Source organism: Streptomonospora nanhaiensis, assembly GCF_013410565.1.
Classification (GTDB): Bacteria; Actinomycetota; Actinomycetes; order Streptosporangiales; family Streptosporangiaceae; genus Streptomonospora; species Streptomonospora nanhaiensis.
The window spans coordinates 4643985-4660808 of record NZ_JACCFO010000001.1; the positions used below are offsets into that span (position 1 = coordinate 4643985).

Here is a 16824-nt window from a genome sequence, read left to right on the forward strand (position 1 = left end):
CTCAGCCGGTCAGCAGGGTGACCCCGAACTCCTGGAGGATCGGGTTGACGGGCTGGAAGTAGGTCGTGCCGCCGGAGGTGCAGTCGCCCGACCCGCCGGAGGTCACGCCCTGGGCCTGGTCGCCGCTGAGCCAGGAGCCGCCGGAGTCGCCGGGCTCGGCGCAGACGTCGGTCTCGGTCAGCCTTTCGACCCTGCCCTCGGGGTAGGTCACGCTCTGGTTCTTGGCGCCGATGGTGCCGCAGTGCCAGCCGGTGGTGGAGCCCGAGCGGCAGACGGCGGCGCCCTCGGGCGCCTCCTCGGACCCGGCCACCGCCACGGTGCCGCCGGCGTAGTCGTTGACCTGGCCAACCGGGGTCCAGTTGGCGTCGGTCTCGACCACGGCCATGTCCGCGCCGGGGAAGACGGAGCCGGTGACGGTGCCGGTGCCCGTGCCGTCCTGGCTGGAGACGGAGGTGCCGGTGGAGCCGCAGTGGCCCGCGGTGACGAACCCGGTCTCGGTGGCGAACCCGATCGAGCAGCGGCCGGAGCCGTCGATGGTGTAGGCGTCGCCGCCGATGACGTCGGCGTACAGCTCGGGCGCGGCCGCGGTCTCCTCGACGCGCACCAGGTCGGCGTCCACGCCGGCGTCGGCGGCGAAGGCGCGGGCGGCGTCCTCGGCGCCGGCCGCGCCGGACAGGACGGTGATCACCACGCGGTCGGCCGCGGTGCTGGGGTACCAGCCGGTGATGCCCTCGGAGAGGTCGGCGCCCTCGCGGTTGAGGTCGGCGACGGCGGCGTGGAGCACGGCCTCGCCGTGCTCCACGACCCGCGGGACGGCGCCGGCCTCGCGCACCTCCTGGGCGGCGCCGGAGTCGGTGACGGCCACGGTGAGCCGGGCGGTGTCGACGTCGAAGCGGCCGCCGCCGAAGGAGTCGCCGAGCCGCTCGCGCAGCTCGTCCTCCAGCGCGGCGGCGCGCCGCTGCTCGGCCATCAGGGTGTCGGCCTGCTCGGCGCTGAGTCCGAGGTCGCGCTGGAGCGCCTCGGTCTGGGAGGCGGCGGTCGGCCGCGGGGCGTCCTGCGCGGGGCGCGCGTCGTCGGCGGCCGCGGCCGCGGGGGCCGCGACCACGCCCAGGACCAGGGCGGCGCCGCCCACGGCGAGGGAGACGGGGTTCTTTCGCAACTCCTGCCCTTTCGTGTGGGGGTGGGGGAAGGGCGGGACCGGCGCTGACGAGCGGGGACCCAGCGCCCGGCCCCGGCCGGCGGAACCGGGGGGACCGGACGCCGACCCGTGCCCGCCGACACTCGGTGAGCACCCGGAAACCATAAGTCGTCGGCAGAGAACGCGACAGAGGGCCGGTGAACACGCCATATCACTACAAGTCGCCGATGGGGGACATAAGGTTGGCGTCGTCCCGCCGGTGTCCCCCCGCCTCCGCGGGGCCGCCTTCGGTCGCACCCCGCGCAGCGGCGGGGAACGGCGCCCCGCGGCGGCCCGCGGACCCGGCGCCGGCCGCGGTGACCGAGCGTTGCCGCAACCCCCGCGCGTGGCCGGATCCGGCCACGCGTGTGTGGGGGTGCGGACAACCGACCGGGCCACCCGCGCGTCGCGCGGGTGGCCCGGTCGGCGTGCGGCGGCGCGTCCGCCCGGCCGGGGCGGCGCGCGCCGGCGGCTATCCGGCCGCCTCCGGCTTGGCGGGCAGGTCCAGCGCCGTGCGCAGGAACTCCACCTGGAGCAGCAGCATGTTCTCGGCCGCGGTCTCCTCGGTGGGCATGTGCGTGATCCCCGACAGCGGCAGCACCGTGTGGGCGCGCCCGGCCGCCAGCAGCGCCGTCGACAGCCGCTGGGTGTGCGCGAACACCACGTTGTCGTCGGCCAGGCCGTGGATCAGCATCAGCGGGCGGCTGGGCTCCGCCCAGCCCTCCAGCACCGATGAGCGCGCGTAGGCGTCCGCCCGCTCCCCGGGCAGGCCCAGGTAGCGCTCGGTGTAGTGGGTGTCGTACAGCTCCCACAGGGTGACCGGCGCCCCGGCCACGGCCGCGTGGAACACGTCGGGGCGGCGCAGCACCGCCAGCGCCGCCAGGTAGCCGCCGAAGGACCAGCCGCGCACCGCCACCCGGGACAGGTCCAGGCAGCCGAACCGCTCGGCGGCGTCGTGCAGCGCCGCGACCTGGTCCTCCAGCACCGGGTTGGCCAGGTCGCCGTGGACCGCCTGCTCCCAGGCCACCCCCACCCCCGGTGTGCCCCGGCCGTCGGCCACCAGCACGGCGAACCCCTGCTCGGCGAACCACTGGGAGGTGAGGTGGGCGCCCCGGCTGCGCACCACGCGCTGGGCGTGCGGGCCGCCGTAGGGGTCCATCAGCACCGGCAGCGGCGCGGCGGGGTCGGGCTCGTACCAGGACGGCAGCAGCAGCGCCGCCGGGATCCCCCGCGCGCCCGCCGCCCAGAACCGGGGCCGGGGCCGGGGGAGGTCGGGGGCGTGCGCCAGGCTGCGGACCTCGCCGGCCTCGCGCGGTCGGTCCGACGCGGCGTCGCGCAGCAGCACGGTGCGCACGCCGTCGGTGTCCATGTCGCGGCGCTGGAGCACCAGGGTGCCCCCGCGCAGCCGCCCGGACTCCACGCCGGGGGAGTCCGCGGCGCCCGGCACGGCCGCCCGGCGCGCCGCGCCGGTGCGAATGTCCAGCAGCCACAGGCCGATCTCGCCCGGGCGGCCCGCCGGGGACGCGGAGTACAGCACGTGGTCGCCGTCGACGTCGACCACCGCGCGCAGGTAGTCGGCGCGCGGCCCCAACTCCCGGTCGCCCACGAACAGGGCGCGGCGCACCCCGCCGCCCGCCTTGTCGGCGCACAGCCCGATCCACACGGTCTCGCCGGCGCCGGTGTGGGCGGGCACCCCCGGCATGATCTCGACCCACACCGGGTCGGTCTCGGCGCAAACCTCGCGCACGGCACCGGTGGCGGCGTCGGCGCGCAGCAGGCGCAGCGTGCGCTGGTCGCGGCTCTGCGCGGTGAAGACGACCTCGGGCGCCGCGCCGGGCACGGCGGCCCAGCCGGCGGTCACCAGGTAGGGCAGCGCCGCGCGGTCCCACTCGATCCAGCGCGGCTCGGGCGCGCCGGCGGCCTCGGGGGCCGAACCGGCGCCGGACAGGGGGAGCACGGCCAGCCGGACGTCGGCGTTGGCCGTGCCGGGCGGCGGGTAGGCCACGGTCTGCGCCGCGGCCTCGGGGTTGGCGGGGTCGCTGATGGTCCACCGGGTCACCGGGGACTCGTCCACGCGCGCCGCCAGCACCGCCGAGGCGTCGGGCGCCCACCACAGCCCCCGGAAGCGGCCCATCTCCTCGGCGGCGATGAACTCCGCCAGGCCCCAGGTGATGCCGGGGGCGTCCGGCGCGGCGAGCAGCCGGTCGCGCCCGCCCTCGACGTCGACCACGCGCAGGGCGCCGCCGCTGACGTAGGCCACGGCCGTGCCCGTGGGCGCGATCGCGGGGTCGACCACCGGGGCGGTGGCGGGCAGTTCGCGCACGCCGTCCTCCCCGGCCAGGTCGACCGCGTACAGCCGGCCCGACAGGGTGAACGCCGCGCGGGTGAACTCCCGGTCGACGGTGTAGGAGACGATCCCGCCGCCGGTCTCGCGCAGTCGCTCGCGCCGGGCGCGCTCCTCGGGCGGCAGGTCCTCCTCGGCGGCGCCGCCCACGGCCCGGGGGTCGGCCACCACGTCCTCGCGGCCGGTGTCCAGGTCGCGCACCCACAGGCAGGCGAGGCCGTCGTCGCCGTCGCGGGTGCGCAGGAACGCCACGCGGCGGCCGTCGGGGGAGATCTGGAAGGCGCGCGGAACGCCGATGGTGAAGCGCCGGGTACGGGCCTGCTGCCGAGGAAAGCTCATGGGTCGATTGTGGCGCATGGGGCGCCTGCGCCCCCGGCGGCCGCCCCGGCCGCCGGGGGTCCGACGCGCCCGACACGCCGCGCCGCCCCGCCCGATCGGCGCACTTTGGGCACGGGTGCCGGGACTCCGAACTGTGCCGGGGTATCGTCCAGAACATGACAGATCGGCGACTGCTGCTGGTGCACGCCCATCCCGACGACGAGAGCATCGTCACCGGCGCCACGATGGCCAAGTACGCGGCCGAGGGCGCGGCGGTCACCCTGGTCACCTGCACACTCGGCGAAGAGGGCGAGATCATCCCGCCCGACCTCGCCCACCTGGGCCCCGACCGCGAGGACACCCTCGGCGAGCACCGCATCGGCGAACTGGACAAGGCGTGCGTCGCGCTGGGCGTGCGCGACCACCGCTTCCTGGGCGGCCCCGGCCGCTACCGCGACTCCGGCATGATGGGCGCGCCCACCAACGACCGCCCCGGGTGCTTCTGGCGGGCCGACGTCGAGGAGGCCGCCCACACCCTGGCCATGGTCATCCGCGAGGTCCGCCCCGACGTCATCGTCACCTACGACGACAACGGCGGCTACGGCCACCCCGACCACATCCAGGCCCACCGGGTCACCCTGCGCGCCTTTGAGAAGGCGGCCGAGCGCGCCCTGCCCGGCACCCCGTGGCAGACCCGCAAGCTCTACGCCATCGCCCAGCCGCGCTCGGTGCTGGAGGAGTCCGTGGCACGGCTCGCCGAGGCCCCGGGCCCCTTCACCGCGCCCGCGGCGGTCGAGGACATCAGCCCGGCCACACCCGACCACCTGGTCACCGCCCGCATCGACGGCACCGCCCACTGGCCGGCCAAGGCCCTGGCCATGCGCGCCCACGCCACCCAGATCACCGTGGAGGGCGAGCTCTTCGCGCTGTCCAACGGGATCGCCCAGGAGATCCGCGCCGTGGAGTACTTCACCCTGGTGCGCGGTTCGGCGCCCCGGCCCGGCCCCGACGGCTACGAGACCGACCTGTTCGCCTGATCCGCCCCGGTGCCCGCGCCGCGGGCGCCGGCGCGGTCCCGTGCCCCCGGCCGCGGCGGTACGGTCGATGCGTCCGACCGGGCGCACCCGCCCGCACCGCCGGCCAGGAAGAACGCACCGTGCCCGCACAGCCGCCCGCGACCCCGCCGACCGACGCGCGCTCCGCCCAGGCGTCCCCCGGCGCCCTGCGCCGCGCGGCGGAGCCGGCCGTCACCGCCCTGGCCTACGCGTCCCTGGCGCTGCTGGGCGCGGCCGTCGGCCTGGGCGGGTCGGTGTTCGCCGGGTGGCTGGCCTACCTGTGGGCGGCCGGCGCCGCGGGCCAGGGGGTCGCCGCCGTCACCCTGGTCGCGGTGCTGGGCCTGATGTTCGCCGGCTGCCGCGCCGCCGGATGGGGCATGGGCACCCGCCTGGGCGCGCTGCTGCCCGCCCTGGGCTGGGCCGCGGCGGTGTTCTCGCTGGTCCTGGTGCGCGCCGGCGGCGACATCGTGCTGACCTCCAGCGTGGCGGCCTACGGCTACCTCTTCGGCGGGATCGCGGCGGTGGGCATGGCCGTGGTCCTCACCGACCCCGGCCGCTGAGGCCGCCCCGCGCCCTCACGCCCAGAAGCGCAGCAGCACCTCGCCGAAGCCGATGTCGATCTGCGGCAGCCCCACGGCGGCGAACAGGTCGATCAGCAGGGTGGGCACCGCGACGTTGACGGTGGGCACCCACAGCACGGCGAAGACCGCGATGACGCCGAACACGCCCCAGGGCCGCACGCGCGCCACCAGGCGCTCGGGCAGGAAGGGCGCCACCACGTCGAAGCCGTCGAGCCCCGGCACGGGCAGCACGTTGACCAGCGCCACCGTCAGGTTGAGGTAGCACAGGTACATCAGCCCGCCGAGCATCCAGTTGTCGGTGAACATCCCGGCGGGCACCAGCGCGGCAACCGCCGCCGCCAGCGCGGCGGCCAGCACCAGGCTCACCCCGATCCCGGCGGCGGCCACCGCGCTGCGCCGGCCCCGGCCGCCCACGGCGGCGTGGTCGACGTAGCCGGCCGGCCCGGTCAGGCCGACCCCGCCGAACAGCACGAACGCCAGCGGCATCAGCAGGTTGGCGAACAGCTCGCCGTAGCCGAACGGGTTGAGCCGCAGGTAGGCGCCGCCGCGCAGGGAGCGGTCGCCCAGCGCGTGGGCGGTGGCGGCGTGGCCGAACTCGTGCAGCGCGATCGACACCGCCCAGCCGGTCAGGATGAACAGGGCCGGCACGTAGACGGTGGCGCCGTCGTTGCCCCAGGACAGCTCGGCGCGGGTCCAGCTCAGCCACCCGGCCAGACCGCAGACCCCCACCAGCAGCACAAAGAACGGGCTGGGCAGGAGGTCGGCCCGCGAGCGGGCGGCGGCCGCGGCGGGGGCGCCGGTCCCGCCCTCCGCCGGGGCCTGGGCCGCCTCCGGTTGCTCCGGTGCCGCCGCGGCCGCCTCGGTGGCGGTCGCGCCCCCGGCCGGGGCGGCGGGGGGCTCGGTGCTGGCGTCGTCGCGGTCGGTGGGCTCGGGCGCGGACATGGTGCTCCAGGTCGTGAGGCTGGTTCGGGCTGCGGGCGGACGGGCGCGGTGCCCGGCGGCGGGTCGGCCCCGTGGGCGGCGGCGCCGCCGTGTCCAGGCTAGGTGCACCCCGGCGCGCCCCCGCACCGGCTCGCGCGATGGCGCGCCCGGCGCGGCTACAGCGAGGTCGGCGGGGTGGTGGCCGACAGGTGCATGGCGGTCAGCGAGAACGCGTGCCCGGCCTTGGTGAGCCGGTGCCGGCCGCCGCCGCCCAGAAGATCGCCGCCCACCACGAACCCCAGGGTCTCCAGCAGCCAGGTGACCGTGATCAGCACCGAGCCCACCTGCTGGGTGTCGGGCAGGCGGCCGTCGTGCCCCCAGCCGGAGTCGGCCAGCACCAGCCGGGCCTCCTCGGCGAGGTCGGGCTCGTCCTGGCGGGCGTGCACGCCGGTGGACCGGGCCGAGCGCGACAGCAGCAGCCCCAGCAGGGTCTCGGTGGCGGCCTGGGCGAAGCCGTCGGTGTCCAGGACGCTCTCGGCCACGGCGCGCCACAGCGCCTCGGTGTCGGCGTGCAGGTGGCGTCCGCGGCGGGTGAGCACCAGGCGGCGGCCCGAGCGGCGCACCGCCCGCATGGTGCGCAGCAGCTTGTGCAGCGCGATGAGCTGGGTGACGTCGGTCTCGCTGCGCGGCGGCGCGGGCGAGGTGGACCACTCGAACTCCGCGCACAGCTCCCGCACGACGCTGGGGGAGATGTAGCCGATCTGGGTGAGGCCGATGCCGTCGTCGGCGTAGTCGAGCAGCCGCACGACCGGCGCGAGCGCCGTGCCGGCGTCGGGCGGGGTCTCGGCGCCGGTGATGAGCTGGCCCAGCAGCGGCCACAGCCGCCGGCGGTGCGGGTGGGAGGGCGACTCCAGCCAGCCGCGCACCCGCTCCTCGCGCACGCGGTCCAGGCGGCTGCGGCCCTGGGGGTCGGGCCGGGTGAGGAAGGCCCGCGCCTGCTGCTGCTGGGCGGCGCGCCAGCCGGGGGTGCCGGGGCGGATGTCGTCGAGGGCCACGGCGATCTCCAGGCTGGCGGAGGTGGCCTGGTAGGCGTCGATCTCGGCCTTGCCCAGGGCGCTGCCCCAGGTCAGCTCCGGCAGGTCGGGCGGCTCCACGCAGGACGCCCGCATGGCGCGCCGGTAGAGCTGGCGCCCGGAGTCGTGGCTGATCCGGTAGGCCTCAAGGATCTGGCGGGTGCGCGTGGAGGTGCAGATGGCGGCGTAGCGGTCCAGGCCCAGCAGGGCGAACAGCCGGCCCAGGGAGCGCGCCGCGAACAGGCGCTCGGCGGAGTCGGTGGAGAAGCGCACCGGCAGCACGTACCAGCAGAACTCCTGCACGGCGTGCTGGGTGAGGGCTTCGAGGTTGCGGCCGTCGGTGAGGGTGGACAGCGCGGTCTCGGCGACCTGGGCGGCGCGGGAGTCGGCGCGGGCGAGTTGGGCGAGGGCGGAAGCGACGGTCTCCTGCATGGCGTGTACGCCACCTCCCCCTTCAACTCGGCCGGCGGCCCGCCTCAGCCGCCGGGCCGCGCGGTGTCCGCCGGTCCGCGGCGGGTGGTTCAGCCCGTGCCCCGCGGGCCGTCGGGCCCCCGCCTGCGTGTCGGTGGTTGCTGCGGCACGATACGGCTTCCGGCGACGTCGTCGGCCGTGACCTCCGTCACGGAACCGTCGCGCCTGCGCATGCGTATCACGCCGTCCTGCCAGGATTCCAGTACCCCGACGATATCCCGGAAGCCCCCCTCTGGCAGCCGGACGCGCACGACGGCGCGCCGACCGATGTGCCCCGGGGTCAGCTCGGCGCTGAGCCGCGAGGTGAACCCCATGGGATCTACCCCCCAATTACGCGGGAATGCCCTGCGGGCGCAATACTGGAGACTGCGAATCGTGTGTCAGATGACCGGCGGATCCGCGTGCCGGAGCCCGGCACCGCCCAGGCTATGTGACAGCGAAGACATCTACGCGCGCGGTCAACGTGGCGAAGACCGAAGAGGAGTACGACGTGACCTACGTCATCGCGCAGCCCTGCGTCGATGTGCTCGACAAGGCGTGCATCGAGGAGTGCCCCGTCGACTGCATCTACGAGGGCAAGCGCATGCTCTACATCCACCCGGACGAGTGCGTCGACTGCGGCGCCTGCGAGCCGGTGTGCCCTGTGGAGGCCATCTACTACGAGGACGACCTCCCCGAGCAGTGGTCGGACTACTACAAGGCCAACGTGGAGTTCTTCGACGAGCTGGGTTCCCCGGGCGGCGCCTCCAAGGTCGGCCAGATCGACGCCGACCACCCGCTGGTGGCCAAGCTCCCGCCGCAGGCCGAGGAGTAGGGCGACAGGCAGGCACGGCCGCCGTCCGCCGTGGGCGCGTTCGACGGCGGCGGCCGGACCGGGGGCCCGAACGCCCGGGGCGCCCGCCCCGAGCGGCGCCGCCCGGCGGCAGGGCGTGGCGCGGTGTGCCCGGACACGGGGCCGCCGCGCGTGAGACGAGGGGGATTGATCCAGTGGCCGACCGCAGGCGTGTAGTGGACCGGCTTCCGGTCTTTCCGTGGGACCGGCTGGCACCCTACAAGGAGACCGCGGCGGCGCACCCCGACGGCGCCGTCGACCTCTCGGTGGGCACGCCGGTGGACCCCGTCCCCCCGCTGGTCCGGCGGGCCCTGGCCGAGGCAGCCGACAGCCCCGGCTACCCCGCCACCTACGGCACGCCCGAACTCCGCGCGGCGGCGGCCGGCTGGCTGGCCCGCCGGCACGGGGTCGACCTCGACCCCGCCGCCGTGCTGCCGACGGTGGGCTCCAAGGAGTTCGTGGCCTGGCTGCCGACCATGCTCGGCCTGGGCCCCGGCGACACCGCCGTCTTCCCCGAACTCGCCTACCCCACCTACGACATCGGGATCCGCATGTGCGGCGCCGAGCCGGTGGCCTCCGACGGCCTCACCGCGCTGGGCCCCGCGCCGGTGCGCCTGGTGTGGCTCAACTCCCCGGCCAACCCGACCGGCCGCGTGCTGGGCGTCGACCACCTGCGCAAGGTCGTGGACTGGGCGCGCGAGCGCGGCGCCGTCGTCGTCTCCGACGAGTGCTACATCGACCTCGGCTGGGAGGGCACCGCGCCGGTCTCGGTGCTGCACCCCGACGTCTGCGGCGGCAGCCACGCCAACCTGCTCGCGCTGCACTCGCTGTCCAAGCGGTCCAACCTCGCCGGCTACCGCGCCGCGTTCGCCGCCGGCGACCCCGGCCTCGTCCAGGAGCTGCTGGGCCTGCGCAAGCACGCCGGCATGATTATGCCCGCGCCGGTCCAGGCGGCCATGCGCGCGGCGCTGGAGGACGACGACCACGCCCGCGAGCAGAAGGAGCGCTACGCCGCCCGCCGCCGCGTGCTGCGCGCCGCGCTGGAGCGCGCCGGCTGGGCCATCACCCACTCCGAGGCCGGGCTGTACCTGTGGGCGTCCCACCCCGACCACGACGCCTGGGGATCGGTGGCGCTGCTGGCCGAGCACGGGATCCTGGTGGCCCCCGGCGACTTCTACGGCCCCGCGGGCGCCCGGCACGTGCGCGTGGCCCTCACCGCCACCGACGAGCGGGTGGCCGCCGCCGCCAAGCGCCTGGAGGCGCTGGCCTGACAAGGGCCGGCGGCGGCCGTCCGCCCGCGCGCTAGTCCAGCACCACCTCGTTGTCCGGCGCGGCGTCGGGCACCGTCTGCCAGCCCTGGTCGCCGGCCTCGGCCCGCCACCGCTGGTCCTGGTAGGTCACCGCCGAGATCCCGTACTCCTTGGCGTTGGCCACCGCCCACTGCGCCATGGCCCAGCCGATGTCGCCGGTCTGGTAGGCCGGGCCGGGCGGGATCGCCGAGGGCTCGACGCCGAACACCCGCGCCATCTCCGCGCGCGCCTCGTCGAGCCGCGGGTCGCCCACGCCGTCGGGCAGCACGCACGACACCGCCGCCCCGGCCGCGCCGGTGAACGCCTCGGCCATCACCCGCGCCAGCGGCTCGTGCTGGTCGTAGGCGAACCCGTCGGCGCTGCGCTGCACCGCCTGCGCCGCCTCGTAGACCGGGACCTCGGAGTAGCCGGGAACCTCCACGAGCTTGTCGTAGAACGCCGAGGAGGCGTAGACGGGGTCCATCAGCTGGTCGGGCTCGCCCCACTCCTGGGAGGGGCGCTGCTGGAACAGGCCGACCGAGTCGAGGTCGCCGTACTCGATGTTGTAGAACTTCGACTCCTGCCAGACCGTGGCGTAGGCGATCACCACGGTGTGGCGGGACAGGTCCTTGCTGAAGGCCACGCCGCCGATGGTGGCGGCGTTGGCCGCCTGCTCGGGGGCGATGGAGTCCTCGTCGCCCTCGGCGGCGAACGTGCACGCCTCGGCGGGCTCGGGCTCGGGGACCTCGATGGGCTCCACCGAGGACATCACGTAGTAACCGCCCGCGACCAGCGCACCGCAGACCAGGGTCAGCGCCAGCAGGATCTTGAAGAACGCGGAGACTCTTCGCAGCTTTCGGGGCACAGGCAGACCGTTTGAGTTCAGGGGGCGCGGCCGCGGGGCGGCCGCGCGCCGATTCGACAGGGGAGGCCGCGCCGGGCCGGGCCGCGACGCAGGGTGGCCGCGGGCACCGGGCGGGGCCCTGCACGCATGGTAAGGCGTACGGGTGAACAGGCGCCCGGGAGCGCGCGCAGCGCCGCGCCGCGGTCACAGCGCGTGGCGGAGCGGCGGCGCGGTGCCGCGCCGGGTTCGGGCGGCGCGCTCACTCCCGGTAGGCTCCGTGGCCATGACCACCGCGTTCACCAGTCCGCTTCCCGAGGAGATCGACGGCCTCTGGGAGCGCCGCACCGAGTTGACCCCCGACCACGCCGAGGCCCGCGACATCATCGTGGGCGCGGTCGACGCCCTCGACACCGGCAAGGCCCGGGTCGCCTTCGTCGACGAGGCCACCGACGAGGTCGTGGTCGACGAGCGCGCCAAGCGCGCCATCCTGCTCAGCTTCCGGGTCCTGGGCATGACCGAGTCCGCGGTCGGCGACTTCCACCACCACGACCGCATCCCCCTGAAGACCCGCTTCGACGGCGTCCGCGTCGTGCCCGGCGCCATCGCCCGCTGGGGCTCCTACCTGGCGCCCGGCGTGGTGCTCATGCCGTCCTTCACCAACTTCGGCGCCTGGGTGGGCTCGGGCACCATGGTCGACACCTGGGCCACCGTGGGCTCCTGCGCCCAGGTCGGCGAGAACGTCCACCTCTCCGGCGGCGTGGGCGTGGGCGGGGTGCTGGAGCCCCCGCAGGCGTCCCCGGTCGTGATCGAGGACGACGCCTTCCTCGGCTCGCGCAGCATGGTGGTCGAGGGCGCCCGGGTGCGCCGCGGCGCAAAGCTGGGCGCCGGCACCATCCTGACCTCCTCCACGCGCGTCTTCGACGCCCAGACCGGCGAGGAGCTGCCGCGCGGCGAGGCACCGGCGTGGTCGGTGTGCGTGACCGCCAACCGGATCAAGAGCTTCCCCGGCGGCGACTTCGGCATGCCCTGCCTGCTCGTCCTCAAGCGGCTCGAAGAGGGCCAGGAGCACGACAAGCTCGCGCTCAACGACCTGCTGCGGGAGCATGGCGTCAACGCCTGACCCGCCCGGGCCGGCCTCCGCCGCACGGCGGAGGCCGGCCGCCCCCGCACCGACCCGGAAGGCCGCCGCACCCGCCATGCTGGACCTCACCGCCGACGTCCGCGACCTCACCGCCGCCCTGGTGGACACCGAGTCCGTCAGCGGCGGCGAGCGCGCCCTGGCCGACGACATCGAGCGCGCGCTGGCCGCGCTGCCCCACCTGGAGGTGGTGCGCGACGGCGACGCCGTGGTGGCCCGCACCGCGCTGGGCCGCGGGCGCCGGGTCGTGCTCGCCGGACACATCGACACCGTGCCCGTGGCCGGCAACGTCCCCTCCCGCGTCGAGGACGGCCGGCTCTACGGCTGCGGCGCCTCCGACATGAAGAGCGGCGTCGCCGTGCAGCTGCGGCTGGCCGCCACCGTGGCCGAGCCCGTGCACGACGTCACCTACGTCTTCTACGACTGCGAGGAGGTCGACGCCGAGCGCAACGGCCTGCGGCGGCTGGCCCGCACCCGGCCCGCGTTGCTGTCCGGCGACTTCGCGGTGCTGATGGAGCCCACCGGCGGCGTCATCGAGGGCGGCTGCCAGGGCACCATGCGCGTCGAGGTCATCGCCCGCGGCGAGCGCGCCCACAGCGCCCGCTCCTGGATGGGGCGCAACGCCATCCACGAGGCCGGGGCCGTCCTGGACATCCTGCGCGCCTACGAGCCCCGCCGGCCCGTGGTCGAGGGCCTGGAGTACCACGAGGGCCTCAACGCGGTGTTCGTGTCCGGCGGCGTGGCGGGCAACGTCATCCCCGACGAGTGCGTGGTCACCGTCAACTACCGCTTCGCCCCCGACCGCGACCCCGCCGCCGCCGAGGTCTACCTGCGCGAGCTGTTCGCCGGGTTCGACGTGCGGGTGACCGACTCCGCCGCGCCCGCCCGGCCCGGCCTGGACGACCCCGCCGCCGCCGAGTTCGTGGCCGCGGTGGGGCAGGGGCAGGCCCGCGCCAAGCTCGGCTGGACCGACGTCGCGCGGATGTCGGAGCTGGGCGTGCCCGCCGTCAACTACGGCCCCGGCGACCCCACCCTGGCCCACACCCGCGACGAGTGGGTGGACCTGGCGGCCGTCTCCGAGGCCGAGCGGCGCATGGCCGCGTGGCTGACCGGCGCCGGCCGGTGAGCCCGCGGAGCAGGGGCCGCACCGCTCCCGTCCGCCTCCGGACGCCCGCCCGTGGCCCGCGATTAAGCGTGGACCACCGGCAATGCGGATAGCTTTGCCCTCATGACGGAATCACGAAAGGTCCGAAGTGCGGGACCACTGACCTACCGCGGAAACGCCATACCTGAGACAACAACGGACCAGCGCCTCCTCGACCGAAGGGGGCCCACCGACTGGGTCCACACCGATCCCTGGCGCGTACTGCGCATCCAATCCGAGTTCGTCGAGGGCTTCGGCCTGCTGTCGGAGGTCGGGCACGCCGTCAGCGTGTTCGGCTCCGCCCGCACCAAGCCCGACACCCCCTACTACGAGCTGGGCCGCCAGATCGGGACGAAGCTGGCCGACGCCGGCTACACCGTGATCACCGGCGGGGGCCCGGGCGTGATGGAGGCCGCCAACCGGGGCGCCCAGGAGGCCGGGGGCACCTCGATCGGGCTCGGCATCGAGCTGCCCTTCGAGCAGAGCCTCAACCACCACATCGACATGGGCGTCACGTTCCGGTACTTCTTCGTGCGCAAGACCATGTTCGTCAAGTACTCCCAGGCGTTCGTGGTGCTGCCCGGCGGGTTCGGCACGCTGGACGAGCTGTTCGAGTCGGTGACCCTGGTGCAGACCGGGAAGGTCACCCGCTTCCCCGTGGTGCTGGTGGGCACCGACTTCTGGGGCGGTCTGGTCGACTGGATCCGCGGCACGCTGCTGGAGGAGGGCACGATCTCGCCGGACGACCCGGACCTGATGTACCTCACCGACGACCCCGACGAGGTCGTGGACATCATCCGCAAGTCCCACGTGGACCTCGCCCGCCGGGAGTTCGAGGCGGCGCGGGTGGTGGACGAGGCCGCCAGCGTCCACGCCGCCGAGGACGCCTCGGAGGGATAGCCCGCCGGCCCACGCGCGGGCGGCGGCGCCCGGAAACGGGGACCGGCGGCGGCCGCGTGCCGGGCGCGGTCCCCGTTCCGCCTGCGCGACCGCCCTCCTGGGGCGGCAGGCCGCCGTGCCGCCCCAGGAGCGCGGTCGCCGCGGCGGGGAGGGGCCCCGCCCTCTCAGGCCAGGCCCCGGCGGGCCGCGGCCGGCGGCCGGCGGCCCCGCACCGACGCCACCATGTCCAGCGCCTGGCGCACCGGGCGCTCGTGGGCGGTGGCGAACACCCGCGCGCCCAGCCAGGCGTACAGCGCGGCGAGCGCGACGGCCTCAGCGGATTCGGCGGCGTCGTCGGCGCCGCCGGTGCCGGGGGAGCAGCGCACCAGCACGGTGCGGCCCGCCTCGGCCAGGGCGCGGACCCGTTCGGGGCTGGGCCGGAGGCCGAGGTCCACCGCGCCCTCGACGGTGTCGTGGGGACCCACCACGCGGTAGTCGTCGCCGGCCTCCATCGCTCCCGCAGCCCCTTCCGTCGTGCCGCAGGCGGGCCGCCGGACACACGAGTCCGCCGCGCGGCTGTGGCACCATTGAGCCTAATGTCTCCGATCATCCTCAGCCTGATCGCTCTCTCCGCGGTGGCGGTGCTCGCCGGTGTGGCGTTCGTGGTCATGGGGAGGGGCGGCGAACTCGCGCGCTTCGACGCCGACCACCCGCCGCTGGACCTCCCCGCCGACCGGCCGCTGACCGGAACCGACGTCAGCCGCGTCCTGCTGCCGCTGGCGCTGTGGGGCTACCACGTGCGCGCGGTCGACGAGGTGCTGCGCCGGGTGATCGGGGCGCTGGGCGAGCGCGACGCCCGTATCGCCGAACTGGAGCGCCGCCTGGTCGAGGCCGGGCTCCCGCTGCCGCCCCGGGGCTTTGGACCCGGTGCCGCGTTGGCGCCGCCTGCCTTCGCCGGGCCCACCCCGCACTCCGGATCGGCCTCCGTGGCGGTCGACGGCGCCGTGACCGTGGAGGCGAGCACCCCGCCCGACGAGCCCTCGGCCGGACCCGGTGCCGAGTCCGGCTCCGACGACCCCGTGCCCGGCGACCGCTTCTCCGACGACGGCGGCCCGCCACTCGACGACTCCGACGGCTCCGCCGACGCCGCCGAGGCGGGCGCCTACCCGCTCGGCGGCGACCTCCCGGACGGCGGTACCCCCGCCGAGGACGGCCCGGCCGAACCCGGCTCCGGGGCCGACCGCGCCCGCTCCGAGGGCGCCCCCGCGTCGGACTCCCACTCCTCCTAGCCGCACAGGGACACCACCGTGACCGACGACGACGGCACCGCGCGCCCCGGCCCCGACGGCCGGCGGCGCTGCCACTGGGCCCTGGCGACCGAGGACCTGCTGGACTACCACGACACCGAGTGGGGCGTGGCGATCACCGACGACGACGCGATGTTCGAACGCGTCAGCCTGGAGGGCTTCCAGGCGGGCCTGTCGTGGCTCACGGTGCTGCGCAAGCGCGCCGCGCTGCGCGAGGTCTTCGCCGGGTTCGTCCCGGCCGCCGTCGCCGAGTTCACCCCCGCCGACGTCGAGCGCCTGCTCGGCGACCCCCGGCTGATCCGCAGCCGCCCCAAGATCGAGGCCGTGATCGGCAACGCCCGCGCCGCCCTGGACCTGCCGGGCGGCCTGGCCAAGCTGGTCTGGGAGCACGCCCCCGAGCACCACACCCCGCCCGAGCGCATCACCGACGTGGCCGCCGCCACCCCCGAGAGCACCGCGCTGTCCAAGGCGCTCAAGCGCCACGGCTTCCGGTTCGTCGGGCCCACCACCGCCTACGCCACCATGCAGGCCGCCGGGGTGGTGGACGACCACCTGCGCGACTGCTTCCGCGGCGCCGCCGGCCGCGGCTGACCCGCCCGCCCGGCGCGGCCGGCACCGGACGCGGCGCCGCGCGGACCCGGCCGTCCCGCCATAAAGCGGGCATACCACACCGATCGGGTCATGTGTTCCTCATCACCGCAATCCGGCGTCGCCGGGCGGCGGTGTGGCCTATTCTCTGTCGCTGAACCGCGAATGGCCACCGCGCCGGTTCGGCGGGTTCGCCTTGGGAGGTCTTGCAACCATGAGCACTTCGAACGGCCCTGGTCAACGCGTGCCCCGGAGCGCCCGGTGAGCGACGTGCGGGGCGCGGGGCCGGCGCCCGCCCGCGGGGAGCGCCCGCCCGCCGACTCCCCGGTGCGGCAGTTGTCCCTCTACCCGCCGCCGCGCTCGACCCGCCACACCGCCCGGCGGCGCAGGAGCGTCGTCCTGGCCGTGGCGGTCGTGGTGGTGCTGGGCGCGGGGCTGGGCGCCGTGCTGTGGGCGCTGCGCGGCACCGCCGCCGGCGACTCCACCGTGCCCGAGTCCTACGCCGGCACCTGGCGCGGCGAGATGAGCCAGGTCGACGACAACGGCGACCACGTCACCGACTGGGGCGCCGAGATCAAGCTGGAGCAGGGCGAGGAGCGCGGCGTCTCGGAGTGGTACACCTTCGACTGCCGCGGCAGCCTGTCCCTCAGCGAGCGCGACGGCGGCCGCCTGGTCTTCGACTACGTCGAGACCTACGACCCCGACGAGCGCTGCGTGGACGAGTCCCGCCTGGTCCTGACGAGCGGTGACGCGGCCGGGACCCTCAGCGCCGAGTGGACCGCGGTCTCCCACAGCGGCGTGACGATGACCTCCACCGGAACTCTCCGTTAGGGTGGGCCGCTGAGGCCCGCAGGGCGCCGCGG

The 16824-nt window shown here is 75.8% G+C and carries 17 protein-coding genes; 10 read left to right on the forward strand and 7 right to left on the reverse strand.

Annotated elements, in window-relative coordinates; translation table 11 throughout:
• Position 1 precedes the first annotated feature (1 nt).
• Positions 2-1159: a S1 family peptidase gene (locus HNR12_RS20570; protein ID WP_179769125.1), complete on the reverse strand. Its 1158-nt coding sequence runs from the start codon at positions 1157-1159 to the stop codon at positions 2-4.
• A 490-nt stretch (positions 1160-1649) separates the two neighbouring features.
• Positions 1650-3860: a S9 family peptidase gene (locus HNR12_RS20575; protein ID WP_179769126.1), complete on the reverse strand. Its 2211-nt coding sequence runs from the start codon at positions 3858-3860 to the stop codon at positions 1650-1652.
• Positions 3861-4015: 155 nt separating this feature from the next.
• Here HNR12_RS20575 and mshB point away from each other — a divergent pair, with 155 nt between their 5' ends.
• Positions 4016-4876 carry an N-acetyl-1-D-myo-inositol-2-amino-2-deoxy-alpha-D-glucopyranoside deacetylase gene (mshB, locus tag HNR12_RS20580; protein WP_179769127.1) on the forward strand — a complete coding sequence of 287 codons (861 nt, stop codon included), beginning with the start codon at positions 4016-4018 and terminating at the stop codon, positions 4874-4876.
• Between the two features lie 119 nt (positions 4877-4995).
• On the forward strand, positions 4996-5454 hold the full coding sequence (locus tag HNR12_RS20585; protein WP_179769128.1) for a DUF6113 family protein: 459 nt from the start codon (positions 4996-4998) through the stop codon (positions 5452-5454).
• A gap of 15 nt (positions 5455-5469) precedes the next feature.
• On the opposite strand, the gene HNR12_RS20590 is transcribed toward HNR12_RS20585, so the two are convergent.
• The 3 genes from HNR12_RS20590 to HNR12_RS29905 all read right to left on the reverse strand — a co-directional run bounded on the left by HNR12_RS20590 (position 5470) and on the right by HNR12_RS29905 (position 8254).
• The gene (locus HNR12_RS20590; RefSeq protein ID WP_179769129.1) at positions 5470-6417 is read right to left on the reverse strand and encodes a site-2 protease family protein; all 948 of its coding nucleotides are present in this window, start codon (positions 6415-6417) and stop codon (positions 5470-5472) included.
• A gap of 155 nt (positions 6418-6572) precedes the next feature.
• A complete protein-coding gene (locus tag HNR12_RS20595) occupies positions 6573-7901 on the reverse strand; it encodes a hypothetical protein (RefSeq protein WP_179769130.1) in 1329 nt (442 codons plus the stop codon).
• A gap of 89 nt (positions 7902-7990) precedes the next feature.
• Positions 7991-8254: a putative acetyltransferase gene (locus HNR12_RS29905; RefSeq protein ID WP_246425138.1), complete on the reverse strand. Its 264-nt coding sequence runs from the start codon at positions 8252-8254 to the stop codon at positions 7991-7993.
• A gap of 176 nt (positions 8255-8430) precedes the next feature.
• Here HNR12_RS29905 and fdxA point away from each other — a divergent pair, with 176 nt between their 5' ends.
• Both fdxA and dapC read left to right on the forward strand, forming a co-directional pair.
• Positions 8431-8754 (forward strand): ferredoxin, encoded by a 324-nt coding sequence (gene fdxA / locus HNR12_RS20600; protein WP_179770766.1) that lies wholly within the window; start codon positions 8431-8433, stop codon positions 8752-8754.
• Between the two features lie 173 nt (positions 8755-8927).
• On the forward strand, positions 8928-10043 hold the full coding sequence (gene dapC / locus HNR12_RS20605; protein WP_338119807.1) for a succinyldiaminopimelate transaminase: 1116 nt from the start codon (positions 8928-8930) through the stop codon (positions 10041-10043).
• Between the two features lie 31 nt (positions 10044-10074).
• Here the strand turns inward: dapC and HNR12_RS20610 are convergent, their stop codons facing one another.
• Entirely contained in the window at positions 10075-10926 is an 852-nt protein-coding gene (locus tag HNR12_RS20610; RefSeq protein ID WP_179769132.1) for a hypothetical protein, read from the reverse strand.
• 262 nt (positions 10927-11188) lie between these two features.
• Here HNR12_RS20610 and HNR12_RS20615 point away from each other — a divergent pair, with 262 nt between their 5' ends.
• From HNR12_RS20615 to HNR12_RS20625, 3 genes are all read left to right on the forward strand, one after another.
• Complete coding sequence (locus tag HNR12_RS20615; RefSeq protein ID WP_179769133.1) at positions 11189-12025, forward strand: 2,3,4,5-tetrahydropyridine-2,6-dicarboxylate N-succinyltransferase; 837 nt, start codon at positions 11189-11191, stop codon at positions 12023-12025.
• A gap of 76 nt (positions 12026-12101) precedes the next feature.
• Entirely contained in the window at positions 12102-13169 is a 1068-nt protein-coding gene (gene dapE / locus HNR12_RS20620) for a succinyl-diaminopimelate desuccinylase (protein WP_179769134.1), read from the forward strand.
• 102 nt (positions 13170-13271) lie between these two features.
• On the forward strand, positions 13272-14087 hold the full coding sequence (locus HNR12_RS20625) for an LOG family protein (RefSeq protein ID WP_179769135.1): 816 nt from the start codon (positions 13272-13274) through the stop codon (positions 14085-14087).
• Between the two features lie 164 nt (positions 14088-14251).
• Here the strand turns inward: HNR12_RS20625 and HNR12_RS20630 are convergent, their stop codons facing one another.
• On the reverse strand, positions 14252-14578 hold the full coding sequence (locus HNR12_RS20630; RefSeq protein WP_179769136.1) for a hypothetical protein: 327 nt from the start codon (positions 14576-14578) through the stop codon (positions 14252-14254).
• A gap of 84 nt (positions 14579-14662) precedes the next feature.
• Between HNR12_RS20630 and HNR12_RS28650 the strand changes: the two genes are divergently transcribed.
• The 3 genes from HNR12_RS28650 to HNR12_RS20645 all read left to right on the forward strand — a co-directional run bounded on the left by HNR12_RS28650 (position 14663) and on the right by HNR12_RS20645 (position 16792).
• A complete protein-coding gene (locus HNR12_RS28650; RefSeq protein WP_246425139.1) occupies positions 14663-15355 on the forward strand; it encodes a hypothetical protein in 693 nt (230 codons plus the stop codon).
• Positions 15356-15373: 18 nt separating this feature from the next.
• The gene (locus HNR12_RS20640) at positions 15374-15964 is read left to right on the forward strand and encodes a DNA-3-methyladenine glycosylase I (RefSeq protein ID WP_179769137.1); all 591 of its coding nucleotides are present in this window, start codon (positions 15374-15376) and stop codon (positions 15962-15964) included.
• A 258-nt stretch (positions 15965-16222) separates the two neighbouring features.
• Positions 16223-16792, forward strand: a complete 570-nt coding sequence (locus HNR12_RS20645) for a hypothetical protein (RefSeq protein ID WP_308118545.1) — start codon at positions 16223-16225, stop codon at positions 16790-16792.
• Positions 16793-16824 lie beyond the last annotated feature (32 nt).